Origin of the sequence: Halobacillus sp. A1 (assembly GCF_024189295.1) — a bacterium.
GTDB lineage: Bacteria > Bacillota > Bacilli > Bacillales > Halobacillaceae > Halobacillus_A.
On the sequence record NZ_JAIZEN010000040.1, the window covers coordinates 1 to 15411 of the forward strand.

Consider the following 15411-nt stretch of genomic DNA (forward strand, 5'->3'; position numbering starts at 1 on the left):
TTGGTGAGATCCCGCAGGACGGGACGTCCGAGGAAGCTCACCGCGCTCCCACGGAAAGCGAGTCATTCCCCGCCGCCCTGCTCCACTCACCCAATGTCTCGAATTCAAGTCTTCAAGTATCCTGCCAGTTAGTATAAGAACAATTCTTCGCAAACTCCATATACAAAATAGCATGTGTTTTTTTATTAGCTGTAAAAGTTGCTAAGATATTTCAACAGTGAATTTTTGCTTTTGAAAGTCATGTAAAAGAGCTTTTTAAAATAAGTTTTACCAGCGATTGGCTGTTATATTAATTGCAGGTCAGGCAACAATAAGAGAGCTTCAAAAAATTGTATTGTGAGGTGGATATGAAGATGAACTATAAAAATATTCAGTGGTTACCGATCGTGGCGTCTGTAGGTATCGGTGCAGCAACCTACAGTATGATGACAGGCCAGTCCAATCAACTTACAAGCATGATTCAAGGAGCAGCCAAAGTGGCAGGCGGTATGCAGCAAAATTCTTAATACTGCTAAAATAAACAAGAACCAGAAACGTTATATGATGTTTCTGGTTCTTTTAAATTTTCTTTTCCGATATAAAAAAGAAAAGCCCTTGAAATGTTGATTTAACAACATTTCAAGGGCTTTTTCTGTGTTAACCTGCATAGTGCAGAAATTAACGAGAGTAGAATTCAACGATAAGAGCTTCGTTGATTTCTGCTGGAAGCTCAGAACGTTCAGGATAGCGAGAGTAAGAACCTTCATGCTTTTCAGCATCAAATGCAAGGTATTCAGGTACGAAGTTATTCACTTCAACCGCTTCCTCCACGATATTCAATTTCTGAGATTTTTCACGAAGACCAATTGCTTGGCCTGGCTTCACGCGGTAAGACGGGATGTCTACGCGGCCGCCATCAACAGTAACGTGACCGTGGTTTACTAGCTGACGAGCTTGAGGGCGCGTACGAGCTAGACCTAAACGGTACACAAGGTTATCCAAACGAGATTCAAGAAGAATCATGAAGTTTTCACCGTGGATCCCTTTCATGTTACCGGCTTCTTCGAACATGCGGCGGAATTGACGCTCAGTCAATCCATACATAAAACGAAGCTTCTGCTTCTCTTGAAGCTGAGTGCCGTATTCAGATAGTTTTTTGCGTTGGTTTGGACCATGTTGTCCAGGAGCGTAAGGGCGCTTTTCTAATTCCTTACCAGTCCCACTTAAAGAAATGCCATATCGACGTGATTTTTTCCAGGTAGATCCTGTGAAACGTGCCATAGGTATTTCCTCCTTTTATTTTATTTTGCATAAAATAAAAACAGTGTGTTCCTTATCACGCTGTACATTTTATTTTCATGCACCATCGCTCCAGCAGCAGAGAGTTACACGATGCACCTCAAATTGAGGAATAAAATGAAACAGTCGCTGGATTCACATAGGCTGCCGTTTATTTTACACAAAGGCTATTATATAAGAAATATAGAAGAAAAGTCAAGGAGTTTCTTTATGGAATTCATAAAACAAGCCGGCTATATACAGCCGGCTTGTAATTTTGGAAGTTAAATATGCTTTTGCAATGTGTCCACAAATTGAGTGAGATATTTTTCGTCTGTTTCATCAAATCTTCCGATAGAAGGACTGTCGATGTCCAACACTCCATAAATCTCTCCATTTTTTATAACTGGTACGACGATTTCTGATTGACTTGCAGCGTCACAAGCGATGTGTCCTGGAAATGCGTGTACATCCTCGATTCGCTGGGTTTTTCTCTCAGAAACTGCGGTTCCGCAAACTCCTTTACCAGAAGGAATTCTTACACAGGCTGGAAGCCCTTGGAAAGGACCGAGAACAAGCTCGTCCTTGCGCCATATATAGAAACCGACCCAGTTCACATCTTCTAAAAATTGATTGAGCAGGGCAGAAGCGTTTGAAAGATTAGCGATTTCATCGGGTTCTCCTTCTAATAACGCGTCCAATTGTTTGATGAGCAGTGCATACTGATCTTCTTTTGTACCTTTATACTGAGTGGATTGAAACATTTCATGACCCTCCTGAGTTAGTTTTTCGACAAATTCTTAAATGAATTGTCGGGTTTTGATGTACGATTTTAAAAGGATTTACAATATGAGTGCCGAACTATTCCTAGTAGGGAGGAATCCAAAATGAACAGCGAAATGAATACAAGGCAAAGAGTTCTGGATGTTTCTTGTAGTTTGTTTTACAGCAATGGATTTAATGGGACTTCTGTACGTGATATCGCTAAAAAAGCGAAGGTTAACGTTTCAATTATTCATTATTATTTCAAAAGCAAGCAAGGATTGTTTGAGTCCCTGGCAGTCCAATATTTCGAACCCTACTTAGAAATGCTTGAACACGAAGCGGAAGCGAAAATTCATGCTGACTTATTAGAATTAATTAAAGGAATTTTACATTATAAACAAGTTCATTATCAACTATCTTGTTTGGTTTATCGTGAACTATCTTTAAATACTGTATTCGCTAAAGAAATGCTCGTCACTTATCTTGCGAAAGAAAATCACTTACTGTCTCAAATCCTCTTCAAAAAGCACACGAAATTCGATTTGAATTTTAAGGAAAAGCTTTGTTTATTGCAATTCAAAGGGCTGCTTAACGTGCCTCATATGATGCCTCAGGAGTTTGAAGGGTTCTATATGTCAGAGGACTCTGTTCAGTATTTCGTCCAAACATACGCTGAAATCATGAGCAAACAAAGCACTTTGAAATTACCTAAGGCGATTTCGATATAAGAGAAGTTTCCAGCTGACTATACCCTTGTTTTAAACCTTGAGGGTGGTGAGCGTCAGATCCATATATAAGAGGTATTCCTTTTTTAGAAGCAAGGGCAGCGATGGCGGCAGGAGGATAAGATTCTTTACAATACTCTTTCACTAATCCTGCTCCATTGTAATCAAGTGACAGCCCTTGTCTCTTTACAATGTCTAAAAATGACTCAGCCATGTCCGTCCAATTAGCAGGAGGGGCATAAATGTTTTGGAATTTTTTAATTAAAGACATATGACCGATCCGGTTCGGTTTATAGGGACCCAGATCTTTTAGTGCGGAATCCTCGAGAACTTGGAAATATATCTTGTATAATGATTCACTAGTCTGTGCTGCTTGTTCAGCTGATTTATACATCTCTTTGCTGAAATCGATGCAGTACCATTTGTTTTTGATTTCCAGAAAATGGACGGAAAGGATGCTATCGTCTAAATAGGGTCCATACTCGTTCAAAAAACCTGCTGTCTCTTGTTCAAATCCTTTTATATAGTCAACTTCGAGGCCGAGGTTGATTTTGATATCAGACTCATACACTCGTTTAAGCTGATTGATTTCCTTGATATAACTTTCTATATTTTTCATTGACATCGCACTGTCTCGGTCAGGGACAGGGTCCTCAAAGTTAAGAGGAAGTGGTGCATGCTCTGTAAAACACATAGAAGAATATCCTAACTTAATTGCTTGTTCTATATAGGATTCAATAGAGGCATTTGAACCATGTGGACAATATGGAGTATGAATGTGACCATCGTACATGAGGCGTTCTCCTTTTTGTTTAAATTCATTGTAATTCAACTAATATTTTTGAAATATTTTAGCCAAACAGGTATCTATCATGGTATCATAATAAACAACTAATTTTAATTATGGACGATTAAGCTTAGACAAAGATACATATTGTAAGGAGGCTGTCTATGAGTTACGTTATCGGGGGCATTATAATACTGATAGCACTGATTATTGTTGGGTTGATTTGGCGAAAGAAAATATATGATGAAGTCGACCGGCTTGAAGGCTGGAAAATGGATATCATGCACCGGAATGTTTCGGAAGAATTGTCAAGAGTGAAGGCTTTGAATCTTTCAGGAGAGACGCAGGACAGATTTGAATCTTGGCGCACTCGATGGGAGCAAATTCTTACGAAGGAACTTCCCGATTTAGAAGAAGATCTGTTCGATGCGGAAGAGTCAGCGGATCGATACAGGCTGACTAGAGTGAAAAAAGTTTTAAATCATACTGAACAAAAACTGCAAGCGATTGAGCGAGATATAACAAACATGTATGAAGAGTTAGAGGTTCTACTGGATTCTGAGAAGAGCAGCAGGCAGGAAATTCAAGCGCTTGAACCAGAATTGAAGGAACTTAAGCGAACAATTATACATAGTCGCCATCAATACGGTAAGGCGGCCGCTTTATTCGAGGCAAGGATAATAGATCTTGAAAATAAGCTTAGTGAATATGAAGAGCTGGTTTCAGAAGGGAATTATATTGAGGCCAGTGATCTAGTCCAATCCATTAGGGAGACGTTAGAAACTCTGAAAGTGGAAATCGAGTTATTCCCTGAACGCTTTAAAAAAACTTCCAAGGAATTGCCTGATCAGCTGTCCGATCTTCTCAACGGGATAAAAGAGATGGACGAAGAGGGGTATCGAGTAAATCAATTGGATTTTCTTCCTGAGATAGAAAATTATCAGGAACAGTTGAAGAATCATTCAAATCGGATGGAGAAGGGCGATCAAGAGGATGTTCAACAGCTCATTGACGAAGTAGAACCAAGAATTCAAGAGATGTATCAGTCCTTGGAAAGAGAAGCGATTGCCCATAGCTACGTTGATCAACAGCATCCATCTCTTACAACTTTGCTAGAAGAGCTTGAAGAAGTAATGGAAGAGACGAATAAAGAAATTGAAGAATTGCAAATGACCTATCAAATGGAAGATGAAGATGTAGAAACACATAGGAATATTGTTCAAATGATGACTCAATTGAAGAAGAAATATTTAAGCTTGAACAAAGCGTTGGAAGATGAACAAACACCTCGTATCCAATTGAAAGGTGAACTGGATATAATGAAGGAAGAATTGGAAGAGTTGAAAGCTAATCACCATAACTTCAATGAGAGGGTCCAGACATTGCGGAGAGATGAAATTGAAGCAAAAGCAAAACTCTCTGAAATGGAGCAGTTGATCAATGATACGGATCGTCGTTTAAAGAGAAGCAATCTGCCAGGCATCCCAACCTTATTTTTCGAAGGTATGCAAGCGGCAAGCGAGCATATAGAAGAAGTATTCGTAAGCTTGGAGAAGCAGCCGCTTGATATGCACGAAGTTCACGAGAAATTAGAAAAAGCTGTACATCATACCGTGCATGTTAATAAGCAAGCTAAAGAATTACTTCATCAAGCCGAGATGGCGGAAAGCATGATTCAATACGGCAATCGCTACAGAAGCAAATATCCTTTAATAGCTGCCAGATTAATGGAAGCGGAGAATGATTTCAGGTCTTATCGCTATGAGGAAGCTTTGGAGCGCGCCGCTTCTGCAGTTGAAGAAGTCGATCCGGGGGCTCTAAGCCGTATAGAAGAGAAAAGGGAAGTACCGGTATAGGAAGTGATTGGATGAAAAGGTGGCTGTTAACGATATTGGCATTTATGTCCGTTTCCATTTGGACCGTAGTGCTCATAATTTTCTTCGACCCATCCGGAGAAAAAGTTGTTTCGAGTCATAGTCAATCAATTCCTACATCATTGGCTGAACGACAATATGGTGTAGAGCGTATCAATTTGCCTGAAGAAGGTAAAGAGGAAGAGCGTAGAATGAATACGGTCATTGGAGAAACGGTGATAACAAAAAAATGGGTAGATGATATGAGTGAAGACGGAAGAATCAGTATCGATACCTTATTGAAAACTCTAGAGCTGGAAGATTGACTTTAAAGAAACTTCAAAGCTAGTATCCTATAAAGGATGCTAGTTTTTTTGCGCGAAGGAGCATAATATCTTTTATTGAACAAATGTGATAAGATTATGAACTGCGATTCAAATCTAAAGGAGCTAATCCTATGATATATTTTGATAATAGTGCGACGACTAAGCCCTTTGAAGAAGTAATGACTGCGTATCAGAAGGCAGCCACCCAATTTTTTGCTAATCCCTCATCATTACATTACTTAGGAAGTGATGCAGAACGACTGTTAATGAGAACGAGACAAGCGGTGGCTGAACAGTTGCGAATAGAAACTGAAGAAGTGATATTTACTTCAGGTGGCACGGAAAGCAACAATCTAGCTATTAAAGGTATTGCTTTTCAGCATCAGACACGAGGTAAACACTTGATCACTTCGTCAGTAGAACATCCCTCTGTTCTCGAAGTATTTAAAGAGCTTGAACAGAATGGTTTTGAAGTGTCATACGCATCTGTAGACCATTCAGGTAAAGTCGATCCTGAAGAGATCAAGTCACTAATCAGAAAAGATACTATTTTAATAAGCATTATGTCTGTGAATAATGAGTTAGGAACAATTCAGCCCCTCGAGGAAATCGGGGACATCGCGGGCATGTATCCTAAAGTACTCTTTCATGCGGACCACGTACAAGGGATCGGTAAGGTGCCTCTCTCTCTAAAAAAAGCTAAAGTGGACCTGTGCAGTATATCCGGTCATAAAATACATGGTTTAAAAGGTACTGGAATTTTATACGTGCGAAAAGGGGTCCTGCTCTCTCCTTTATTTCACGGCGGAGGACATGAAGCCAACCGGAGGTCAGGAACTGAAAACCTTCCAGGAATGGTTGCTTTTGCAAAAGCGTTACGAATGATTAAGGAAAAAGAAAAAAAACAGTTGAACGAGTTAATTCACTTGCGTCACCACTTGATTAATCAGCTAAACGTGATGGAGCAAGTAATTGTCAACTCGCCTCTATCTGGAGCGCCGCACATTATTAATGTGTCGGTACCTGGTATTAAACCAGAAGTGATGATTCACGCTTTAGCGAAAAAAAATATATTTGTCTCAGCAAAATCAGCATGCTCTTCTAAACAGCCTGACGTAAGCTCAGTATTAAAAGCATGTAATCTGAAAGAAAGTGTGACAAAGTCAGCCATTAGAATAAGCTTATCTTATTCCAATACGATTGAAGAAGCTGATCTATTTTTGAAAGAATTCAATTCAGCTATACGTTACCTTGAGAAGGGAAGATAAACATGCAGTTCGACTTAATATTAATACGCTATGGTGAGATGGCGATCAAAGGAAAAAACAGAAATTATTTTGAAAGAAAACTTCAAAACCACTTAATAAAAAAACTGGAACCATTCAAGGGAACACGGGTAAAGAAAAGCAGAGACCGTATGTATGTAGTGCTTAACGGTGAAGACCCTCATGCTGTTATGAAAGAATGTCAAGAGGTCTTTGGGATCCACTCGTTAAGCTTCGCTGTTAAAGTGGAAAAAGAAGAAACCGAAATTAAAAAGGCTTCTTTGTATGCTTTTCAGGATGCCCACAATGCTAAAACCTTCAAAGTATCTTCAAAGAGAGCAGATAAAAGCTTCTCCATCAGATCACAGGATTTGAACCACAAAGTGGGGGGATACGTCCTTGCGAATACCGATGGAGTTACGGTGAACGTTCACGAACCGGATGTAGAATTGAAGATAGAAGTTCGCAATGACGCTGCTTATATTACGGCTCAAGATTATCCTGGAGCTGGAGGCCTGCCTGTTGGAACGACCGGAAAATCACTACTGCTGTTATCTGGAGGGATTGATAGTCCTGTTTCAGGTTACTTGACGATGAAAAGAGGGGTGCAGCTTGAAGCGATTCATTTTCATTCCCCTCCGTATACAAGTGATCGTTCTAAACAGAAAGTACTTGATTTGGCGAGTGAATTGGCTAAATATGGTCAGACGATCAACGTTCATATCGTACCCTTTACAGCCCTTCAGCAAAAAATTCACCAGGAAATCCCTGAAGGTTATGGGATGACGGTGATGCGCAGAATGATGATGAGGGTCAGTGAACAGATTGCCAGGAAAAGAGAAATTCTTTCTCTGACCACTGGAGAAAGTCTGGGTCAAGTAGCGAGCCAAACGATGGAGAGTATGAACGCGATAAATGACGTTACGAATTATCCAGTCATCCGTCCGCTTGTAGCCATGGATAAGCTGGATATTATCGAAATATCAAGAAAGATTAAAACGTATCCGATTTCCAAACTGCCTTATGAAGATTGCTGCACGATTTTCGTTCCCAAGGCTCCTAAGACGAAGCCGACTCGTGAGAATGCTAACTATTACGAATCTAATGTGGATTTCGAAAAAGAATTGACTGAAGCTATTGAACAAACGGAGATGGTGGAGGTTAGAGCCAGGCAAAAAACAACGGGTGAATTCGACGATTTGCTATAATAAGGTTAGTTAAACTCACTATACTTGTATAGTGGGTTTTATTCTGATTGAGGGAAGGGGCATATATACGGTGGAATTATGGTATGGAGGAAAAATTTATACAATGAAAAAAGAAGGCGAATGGGTAGAAGCGGTCATCACTAATAATGGATTGATTCATGCAGCGGGTGATACCCAGGAGCTATACGGTGAATATAAGAATGAAATTACACGGGAGAACGATCTGAAAGGCTCCGTCATGTACCCAGGGTTTACAGACAGCCACCTTCATATCATCGGACATGGAGAACGACTGATGCGATTGGACCTGACCTTTATGAAATCGGCTGAAGAAGTGTTACAGGCACTAAAGCAGCATGCTGAGCAATTAGAGCCTGGAGAATGGATCATTGGTGATGGGTGGAATGAAAACCAATGGCAGGATAAAAGGATCATCCATAAAGATGAACTCGATGAGATTTCTAAACATCACCCTATGATGCTGACGAGAGTATGTCGGCATGCGCTGTTAGCTAACACGAAAGCTATCGAGTCAGCCGGTATAACTTCAGAAACTGAGAACCCTCAGGGAGGCGTTATCGTCCGGGATGAAAATGATCAACTGACAGGGTACTTCCATGATCAGGCCCAGGAATTAATTAAACAAGCGATGCCAGCTGTAACACCAGAGTACTTAAATAAGGCGACTGAGCTTGCTGTGCGCGATATGCATGCTTATGGGCTTGTAGGCGGTCACACAGAAGACTTGAATTATTACGGTGGATTCAAAAAAACTTTAAACGCTTTCTATGAAGTGATCAATGGGAAGGATATGAAGTTCAGAGCCCATCTTTTGGTTCACCATGGCGTAATCGATTCTATGGACGAAGAAGGTTTAGGCTTTAAAAAAGGGAAGGAATTCGTTCAGCTAGGGGCTATGAAGATTTTCTCCGATGGAGCTCTTGGAGGCAGGACAGCTTGGCTGTCCGAAGATTATGCAGATGATCGGGGAAACAAAGGAGTACCCATGCACTCAAAGCAAGAATTGTTTGAACTCGTCAGGAAAGCCAGGAAGCGCAACATGCCCATCGCTGTCCACGCGATCGGCGATGCAGCCGCTGAAGCGGTGGTTGATGCAGTTATGGAGCATCCTTTGCAAACGGGAGATAGGGACCGGTTAATTCATGCTCAAATATTAAGCCAGTCGTTAATTGAAAAGTTAAGAAAGTTGAACATCTCATTAGATATACAACCGACATTTGTTTCTTCTGATTTTCCTTGGGTAATCAATCGATTAGGACAGGTGAGGTTAAAGAGTTCTTACTCTTGGAAGACCTTATTGGATGCAGGCATTGTCTGTGCAGGAGGATCTGACGCTCCAATCGAGGAAGTTAATCCTCTGCTGGGAATAAGAGCAGCCGTCGATCGAAGAGCTGCCTATGATAATGAAGTATATCAAGCGGAAGAAAGGCTTTCTGTATATGAAGCGATTTCGCTATATACGAAAGGTAGTGCCTACGCCATCAGTGAAGAGCATAGGCAAGGCATAATTGCGGAAGGGTATGTAGCTGATTTTACAATACTTGATCGAGATTTATTTACTCTAAAACCATATGAGCTTGCTGATGCAACGGTGAACATGACGGTAGTTGATGGAGAGGTCATGTATCAGCGGACGTAAGGAAAAAGCCAGCCTGGATAAGGCTGGCTTTTGGGGCTTTTATAAAAAGGTTCGTTGTACTCGTTCCCAGTATGAATTATTTTTCAGTTTAACTGTTTTGACTTCTTTATCGCTCAAACGAACAGTTACATCGCGAATATTTCTGATGGAGTATGCTTCATTATCCATTCCGACTAACGGAAAGTCATTCCCATCCTGTAAAACGTGCAGCTTTAATTTACGATTCGGTCCAAGAATGAAGGAAGATCCTAATGTACGATAGCGATTATTGTTCAAAGAGGCTAGCTCACTTACTTGAAAGCATGGAAGCTTTGGATCTACAACAGCTCCTTTAGTCGATTTATTGTAGCCTGTACTTCCTGTAGGAGTTGCTACAATCAATCCATCACCTCGGAACGTTTCAAAATGAATATCATCTATATAGACATCGATTACTATCGACTTAATCAACGTTGAGCGTACACTGCATTCATTTAAGCAGTAGAAGCTTGATTCGTCATTGATCGTTGTTTCAATCACAGGAAAGCGGCGGACTTCAAGCTCTGCATTTAGCATAGAATCTACCATTTCGTTAAAGTTAGTTAAATCAAAATCACAGTACAAACCAGCTTCATCTTTACTGCGGACACCCACGTATAGGCAGTCCTGGCGAAAACCTGTTTTTCTTACAGCTTGGAGAAAGGTTCCATCCCCTCCAACGGAAATGATGATATTGGCATCATTGGAATTTTCAACGATTTCAAAGTCATTTTCTTTTGCTAATTCAAACAAGGGTTGTAACTGCTCGTTTAAGTATTCATTAGGGTGATAGTAAAAATAAAGATTTCTACGTTGATTTGACATCATAATTCCTCCTAATAACAGTTTCTGTATGTATTTTATCATCTAGCATATGTAATAGATAGCATCTGCCTCTTGCCTTTACATTTGTTTTTATATCAAATATAGTGAAATGTTGTATAAGCCTGCGTTATCCGTTAAGGTAAAAGAAGAAAAGATCGTAAATAAAAGACTGATGGGGCGCAAGTTGTGTTATTGACAATAGCGTCCTTTTCAATGAAATAGGAGGACCACGATGAATCAGGAAAAGGTTGAAAAATTATTTACTTGGATTGATGGAACAGCCACGATCGTAGAGCAGGATATGAACGTAACTTATCTAGAAGCCTTAGCAGAAACTTTAGATACACTATTTAATGGGCAACCTTTTGATGATATAGAAGGATCACTTCAAACGAAGCTCACTAATGAACTTGTTAAAGTGAACCGTGAAGATTATGAGAAAGAAGAGATAAGAAAAGCCGTTCAGCTATCTATTCTTAAAGGGATGAAGGGTGCTACCCAACAGCAGCACTTGATAACGCCCGATTCCGTGGCTATGTTTATGGGATATGTCGCATCAAAACTATTAGAAGGCAGCGACGCTATCAAAATCTTTGACCCTGCAGCTGGAACTGGAAACCTTATGACTTCGGTTATGAATCAGCTGGACATGGAAGTCGAGGCATTTGGCAGTGAAGTGGATCAAACATTGATACAGCTGGCCGTGGCTAATGCCAACCTCCAAAAAAATGAAATTGAATTTTTCCACCAAGACAGTCTGAGGCCATTTTTGATGGAGCCTGTCGATTTTGTTTTTTCCGATCTCCCTGTTGGCTATTATCCAGATGAAGTGCAAGCGGCTGACTATAAACTGAAAGCAGAGCAAGAGCATTCTTACTCACATCATCTGTTTATTGAACAGGGATTGAATTACACAAAAGAAGGCGGCTACCTTATGTTTATAGTCCCTAATTTCTTGTTCGATAGTGATCAATCACAAAAACTGAACGAGTACCTGAGGGAAGAAGCTCATATTGTAGGGATGCTGCAATTGTCCGATTCTTTATTTAAAGATGAAAAACACGGCAAAAGCATCTTGATCCTGCAGAAAAAAGGGAAAGAAACGAAGCCGCCTAAACAAGCCTTGCTTGTAAAGCTTCCATCCTTTAAAAATCCGAATGCAATGTCTGATATTTTAGCTCAGATGAATCAATGGTTTGAAGATTATAAAACGACAAAATTGTGAGAAAATAAAAAATATAACAAGTAAACGTTATCAAATGGGTTTGACCTTGAAATTGGCTGGTGCGGGTGATTAAATGGTAATGGTAGAAAGATGCGAACCTATAATTAAGGGGATGAACAACGTTGAATAATATTCTTGCAATCAATGCAGGCAGTTCTTCTTTAAAGTTTCAATTAATTGAAATGCCTGAAGAAACCGTCGTTACTAAAGGATTAGTTGAACGAATCGGTATACAAGATTCTGTGTTTACAATTGAGTTTGATGAAGAAAAAGATAAAACGGTCACAAATATCGAAGACCACGCGGTAGCTGTTAAAATGCTTCTAGAAAAGCTTACAGCTCATGGGATTATTCAATCACTGGATGAAATAGATGGAGTGGGCCACCGTGTCGTCCACGGCGGTGAAAAGTTCAGTGAGTCCGTTTTGATTACGGATGAAGTCATCCAGGAAATAGAGGATGTTTCTGACCTGGCCCCTCTTCATAACCCTGCTAACTTGACAGGAATCCGTGCGTTCCGTGAAGTGCTTCCAAACGTTCCGCATGTTGCAATTTTCGATACAGCCTTTCACCAAACAATGCCGGAGCAATCTTATTTGTACAGTCTTCCATATGAGTATTATGAAGACTACGGAATTCGTAAATATGGTTTTCACGGTACTTCTCACAAATATGTCTCTGAACGAGCAGCTGAAATGCTCGGTCGCCCAGTAGATCAACTGCGTCTGCTTTCTTGTCACCTGGGTAATGGAGCAAGTATCGCTGCCATCGAAGGCGGAAAATCGATTGATACTTCCATGGGCTTCACACCATTGGCTGGGGTTACGATGGGAACTCGTTCTGGTAACATTGATCCAGCCTTGATTCCTTTCATTATGGAGAAGACAGGTAAATCTGCAGCGGAAGTCATGAACGTTTTAAATAAAGAAAGTGGTATGCTTGCTCTTTCTGGTTTCTCAAGCGATCTTCGTGATATACAGGAGAAAGCAGGAGAAGGGGACGAGCGTGCAGAATTAGCATTGGAAGTGTTTGCTAATCGTATCCACAAATATATCGGTTCTTATGCATCCCGTATGCATGGAATTGACGGAATTATTTTCACGGCGGGTGTAGGTGAAAATAGTATTTCTATTCGTGAACGTGTCCTTAAAGGACTTGAATTCATGGGAGTTTACTGGGATCCTTCTCTTAACCAGGTTCGTGGAAAAGAAGCTTTCGTCAACTATCCACATTCTCCTGTTAAAGTTATGATTATTCCTACTAATGAGGAAGTTATGATAGCACGTGATACAGTAGAAAAAGGATTGTAATCCTAAAACAGGTCAGCTCATTGAAGCTGACCTATTTTTATAATTGAAATTCAGGTAGCAAATTTCTTTATAGAAGCTTTCTTATACTTAAGATTTAGTTTTGAGACATAGTGCGATTTTAGGGGAGGAAAGAAACGAATCGCTTTCCGTGGAGCGGGCGCTGAGCTTCCTCGAGCTGCCTCGCTCTGCGGGGTCTCAGCTGTCTCGTTCATCCCTCAGGAAAGCGAGTAGATCCCCCTGACTCCTAATACGGCAACGAACCACGTTCCTTCCATACAGTTGAATAACTACCTTGTAAAAATTTTAAGGTTTCAATTACCATAGATTTAGATTTTAAGTCAAAGAAACCCATCACTCCATGTTCAACTTTTCATATTATGGATACAATAGGAATAAGTGAAAGAATAAAGGAGTGGTTCCTTTGTCTACAAAAAGAGTGCTTGAAAATATCGAGAAGTGGCGTAAACGTCAGATCAGTTATGAGGCGAATGATTTCGAGATGGTTTATTCAGACTGGGTTCAAGATTCTTTTAATCAAATCAGTCCTGAATGGCAGGAGAAATTCTTTTCGAAACTTGATGATTGGTTATTTCATACACATGCTTTTCTGCAGGGGACTAACTTTCAAACGGATGCAAGAGAACGGATATTAACTGTTGGCCGGATTTTTCAAGAGGATATGAAACAGATGGAAGATATGAAAAAGCTGACAGTTGATCAATTGACTTACATAGCTGATCAACAAACAGCGCGCAGCCGGCTTTATTCATTTGCTCAAGGGGGATTGACAGGTACAGGTGGGCTCGTACTTCTGGGGGTCGATTTTCCTCTGATGATGGGCATGAATCTCCGGACGATTCAATTAGTTGGGCTTACTTTCGGTTATGAGATGAACCACCCTTACGAAATGATGATTTCTCTTAAAGTATTTCATGCGGCGACGTTGCCAAAAAGAATGCAAGCAAAGGCATGGGATGAATTAATAGAAGAGATTGGAACAAATAGTCTTCCATTCATTTATGAAGGAGATGACCGGCTCACAGAATCAACCTGGATTGAACAGCCTTTGAAACAAGTATTCAAGTCATTGTTCATTTTAATGTTTAGAAAGAAGCTCTTTCAAGGAATACCTTTAGTGAGTGTTGCGATCGGAGCTCAATCTAATTATAATCTAACGAAAAGAGTTTCGGAATTCGCTACGAAGTTTTATCAGTACCGACACCTTATGGAGAAGGGGGAATTGTAGTGTCAGTAGAAGAGCATAAAAAAGAAGCACCTGATATAGTGCAGTGTATGGTTATTACGGTAAGTGATACACGAACAGAGGAGACGGATAAAAGCGGAGCTTACATCAGCGACGCCCTTCATAAAGATAACCACATCGTCAGGGATCATATGATTGTAATCGATGATAAATTAAAAATCAAAGCTGCTGTCCGCCATGGAATGGAACGGAATGATGTAGATGCCATTTTGATCAATGGGGGAACTGGAGTAGCCGCCCGCGATGTTACGATAGAGAGTGTCACCCCCTTATTTGATAAGGGGGTGCCGGGTTTCGGAGAAATATTTCGAATGCTGAGCTACACCGAGGATATAGGATCAGCTGCGATTTTATCTAGAGCAGAAGCTGGAGTAGCAGCCAATACAATTATATTTGCCATGCCAGGGTCAAGTGGTGCGGTGAAGCTTGCCATGAATAAACTGATTATCCCTGAAATTCAGCATCTTGTAAGAGAAGTGCGGAAGGATTTATAAAACAACAACTCCACTGATGCTGTGGAGTTGTTGCTTTATGTTTTGGCTATGTTAAAGGTGGTAGTTGATATTGATAAGTGAGTTATTCAACAATATGGCAGGATAGTGGAAGACTTGATTTCGAGATAATCTCGGTTCGTTATGATAAAGAGTGCTGGGATTGCTGTGAAGCTACTCGCTTTCCTGTGGGATCTTTGCTGTTCCGTCATCGGGATGAGTGGAAGGTGGTTTTAGGAATGGACTCGCTTTCCGTGGGAGTGCGGTGAGCTTCCTCAGGCTGCCGCCTTCGGGGATCTCACCAATCACTCTCATCCCACAGGAGATTCCTGTGGGATTAATTTTGTACCTCTTGAATAAAAAGAAGCCCTCCCGTAAGATGCATTTGTACAACCAAATACAAACATCAAAAGGAGGACTTCCCTTTGAATC

The 15411-nt window shown here is 40.6% G+C and carries 16 protein-coding genes; 11 read left to right on the top strand and 5 right to left on the bottom strand.

From position 1 onward, the window contains the following. Positions 1-353: 353 nt before the first annotated feature. The gene (locus LF817_RS19480; RefSeq protein ID WP_253937479.1) at positions 354-506 is read left to right on the top strand and encodes a hypothetical protein; all 153 of its coding nucleotides are present in this window, start codon (positions 354-356) and stop codon (positions 504-506) included. 151 nt (positions 507-657) lie between these two features. On the opposite strand, the gene rpsD is transcribed toward LF817_RS19480, so the two are convergent. Continuing rightward, the gene (gene rpsD, locus LF817_RS19485; RefSeq protein WP_253937480.1) at positions 658-1260 is read right to left on the bottom strand and encodes a 30S ribosomal protein S4; all 603 of its coding nucleotides are present in this window, start codon (positions 1258-1260) and stop codon (positions 658-660) included. Positions 1261-1541: 281 nt separating this feature from the next. Then, positions 1542-2021, bottom strand: a complete 480-nt coding sequence (locus LF817_RS19490; protein WP_253937481.1) for a GAF domain-containing protein — start codon at positions 2019-2021, stop codon at positions 1542-1544. 123 nt (positions 2022-2144) lie between these two features. Between LF817_RS19490 and refZ the strand changes: the two genes are divergently transcribed. Further along, complete coding sequence (gene refZ / locus LF817_RS19495) at positions 2145-2750, top strand: forespore capture DNA-binding protein RefZ (RefSeq protein ID WP_253937482.1); 606 nt, start codon at positions 2145-2147, stop codon at positions 2748-2750. Here the strand turns inward: refZ and hisJ are convergent. Next, the gene (gene hisJ, locus LF817_RS19500) at positions 2731-3540 is read right to left on the bottom strand and encodes a histidinol-phosphatase HisJ (protein ID WP_253937483.1); all 810 of its coding nucleotides are present in this window, start codon (positions 3538-3540) and stop codon (positions 2731-2733) included. The two genes, refZ and hisJ, sit on opposite strands and share 20 nt — an antisense overlap. A 158-nt stretch (positions 3541-3698) precedes the next feature. Between hisJ and ezrA the strand changes: the two genes are divergently transcribed. The 5 genes from ezrA to LF817_RS19525 all read left to right on the top strand — a co-directional run bounded on the left by ezrA (position 3699) and on the right by LF817_RS19525 (position 9846). Further along, a complete protein-coding gene (gene ezrA / locus LF817_RS19505) occupies positions 3699-5390 on the top strand; it encodes a septation ring formation regulator EzrA (protein ID WP_253937484.1) in 1692 nt (563 codons plus the stop codon). An 11-nt stretch (positions 5391-5401) separates the two neighbouring features. Continuing rightward, positions 5402-5713, top strand: a complete 312-nt coding sequence (locus LF817_RS19510) for a hypothetical protein (protein WP_253937485.1) — start codon at positions 5402-5404, stop codon at positions 5711-5713. A 131-nt stretch (positions 5714-5844) separates the two neighbouring features. Further along, positions 5845-6981 carry a cysteine desulfurase family protein gene (locus tag LF817_RS19515; RefSeq protein ID WP_253937486.1) on the top strand — a complete coding sequence of 379 codons (1137 nt, stop codon included), beginning with the start codon at positions 5845-5847 and terminating at the stop codon, positions 6979-6981. 2 nt (positions 6982-6983) lie between these two features. Then, positions 6984-8186 (top strand): tRNA uracil 4-sulfurtransferase ThiI, encoded by a 1203-nt coding sequence (thiI, locus tag LF817_RS19520; RefSeq protein ID WP_253937487.1) that lies wholly within the window; start codon positions 6984-6986, stop codon positions 8184-8186. A 70-nt stretch (positions 8187-8256) separates the two neighbouring features. Further along, positions 8257-9846 carry an amidohydrolase gene (locus LF817_RS19525; protein ID WP_253937488.1) on the top strand — a complete coding sequence of 530 codons (1590 nt, stop codon included), beginning with the start codon at positions 8257-8259 and terminating at the stop codon, positions 9844-9846. A gap of 39 nt (positions 9847-9885) precedes the next feature. Here LF817_RS19525 and LF817_RS19530 read toward each other — a convergent pair whose 3' ends face one another. Beyond that, on the bottom strand, positions 9886-10689 hold the full coding sequence (locus LF817_RS19530) for an NAD kinase (RefSeq protein WP_253937489.1): 804 nt from the start codon (positions 10687-10689) through the stop codon (positions 9886-9888). Positions 10690-10921: 232 nt separating this feature from the next. On the opposite strand from LF817_RS19530, the gene LF817_RS19535 reads away from it, so the two are divergent. The 4 genes from LF817_RS19535 (at position 10922) to LF817_RS19550 (ending at position 14982) form a co-directional block, all read left to right on the top strand. Continuing rightward, a complete protein-coding gene (locus LF817_RS19535) occupies positions 10922-11914 on the top strand; it encodes a class I SAM-dependent methyltransferase (RefSeq protein ID WP_253937490.1) in 993 nt (330 codons plus the stop codon). 122 nt (positions 11915-12036) lie between these two features. After that, positions 12037-13224 carry an acetate kinase gene (locus tag LF817_RS19540; RefSeq protein WP_253937491.1) on the top strand — a complete coding sequence of 396 codons (1188 nt, stop codon included), beginning with the start codon at positions 12037-12039 and terminating at the stop codon, positions 13222-13224. Positions 13225-13636: 412 nt separating this feature from the next. Beyond that, on the top strand, positions 13637-14470 hold the full coding sequence (locus tag LF817_RS19545) for an EcsC family protein (RefSeq protein ID WP_371925113.1): 834 nt from the start codon (positions 13637-13639) through the stop codon (positions 14468-14470). Continuing rightward, entirely contained in the window at positions 14470-14982 is a 513-nt protein-coding gene (locus tag LF817_RS19550; RefSeq protein ID WP_253937493.1) for a MogA/MoaB family molybdenum cofactor biosynthesis protein, read from the top strand. The genes LF817_RS19545 and LF817_RS19550 overlap by 1 nt, the downstream gene beginning before the upstream one ends. A gap of 171 nt (positions 14983-15153) precedes the next feature. Here the strand turns inward: LF817_RS19550 and LF817_RS19555 are convergent. Continuing rightward, positions 15154-15411: hypothetical protein (locus LF817_RS19555; protein WP_253937494.1), on the bottom strand; the 258-nt coding region annotated here is incomplete at its 5' end.

Bases quoted from the DNA above. Each gene is read 5' to 3' on its own strand.
- LF817_RS19480 (WP_253937479.1), top strand. From the start codon at position 354: ATGAACTATAAAAATATTCAGTGGTTACCGATCGTGGCGTCTGTAGGT.
- rpsD (WP_253937480.1), bottom strand. From the start codon at position 1,260: ATGGCACGTTTCACAGGATCTACCTGGAAAAAATCACGTCGATATGGC.
- LF817_RS19490 (WP_253937481.1), bottom strand. From the start codon at position 2,021: ATGTTTCAATCCACTCAGTATAAAGGTACAAAAGAAGATCAGTATGCA.
- refZ (WP_253937482.1), top strand. From the start codon at position 2,145: ATGAACAGCGAAATGAATACAAGGCAAAGAGTTCTGGATGTTTCTTGT.
- hisJ (WP_253937483.1), bottom strand. From the start codon at position 3,540: ATGTACGATGGTCACATTCATACTCCATATTGTCCACATGGTTCAAAT.
- ezrA (WP_253937484.1), top strand. From the start codon at position 3,699: ATGAGTTACGTTATCGGGGGCATTATAATACTGATAGCACTGATTATT.
- LF817_RS19510 (WP_253937485.1), top strand. From the start codon at position 5,402: ATGAAAAGGTGGCTGTTAACGATATTGGCATTTATGTCCGTTTCCATT.
- LF817_RS19515 (WP_253937486.1), top strand. From the start codon at position 5,845: ATGATATATTTTGATAATAGTGCGACGACTAAGCCCTTTGAAGAAGTA.
- thiI (WP_253937487.1), top strand. From the start codon at position 6,984: ATGCAGTTCGACTTAATATTAATACGCTATGGTGAGATGGCGATCAAA.
- LF817_RS19530 (WP_253937489.1), bottom strand. From the start codon at position 10,689: ATGTCAAATCAACGTAGAAATCTTTATTTTTACTATCACCCTAATGAA.
- LF817_RS19535 (WP_253937490.1), top strand. From the start codon at position 10,922: ATGAATCAGGAAAAGGTTGAAAAATTATTTACTTGGATTGATGGAACA.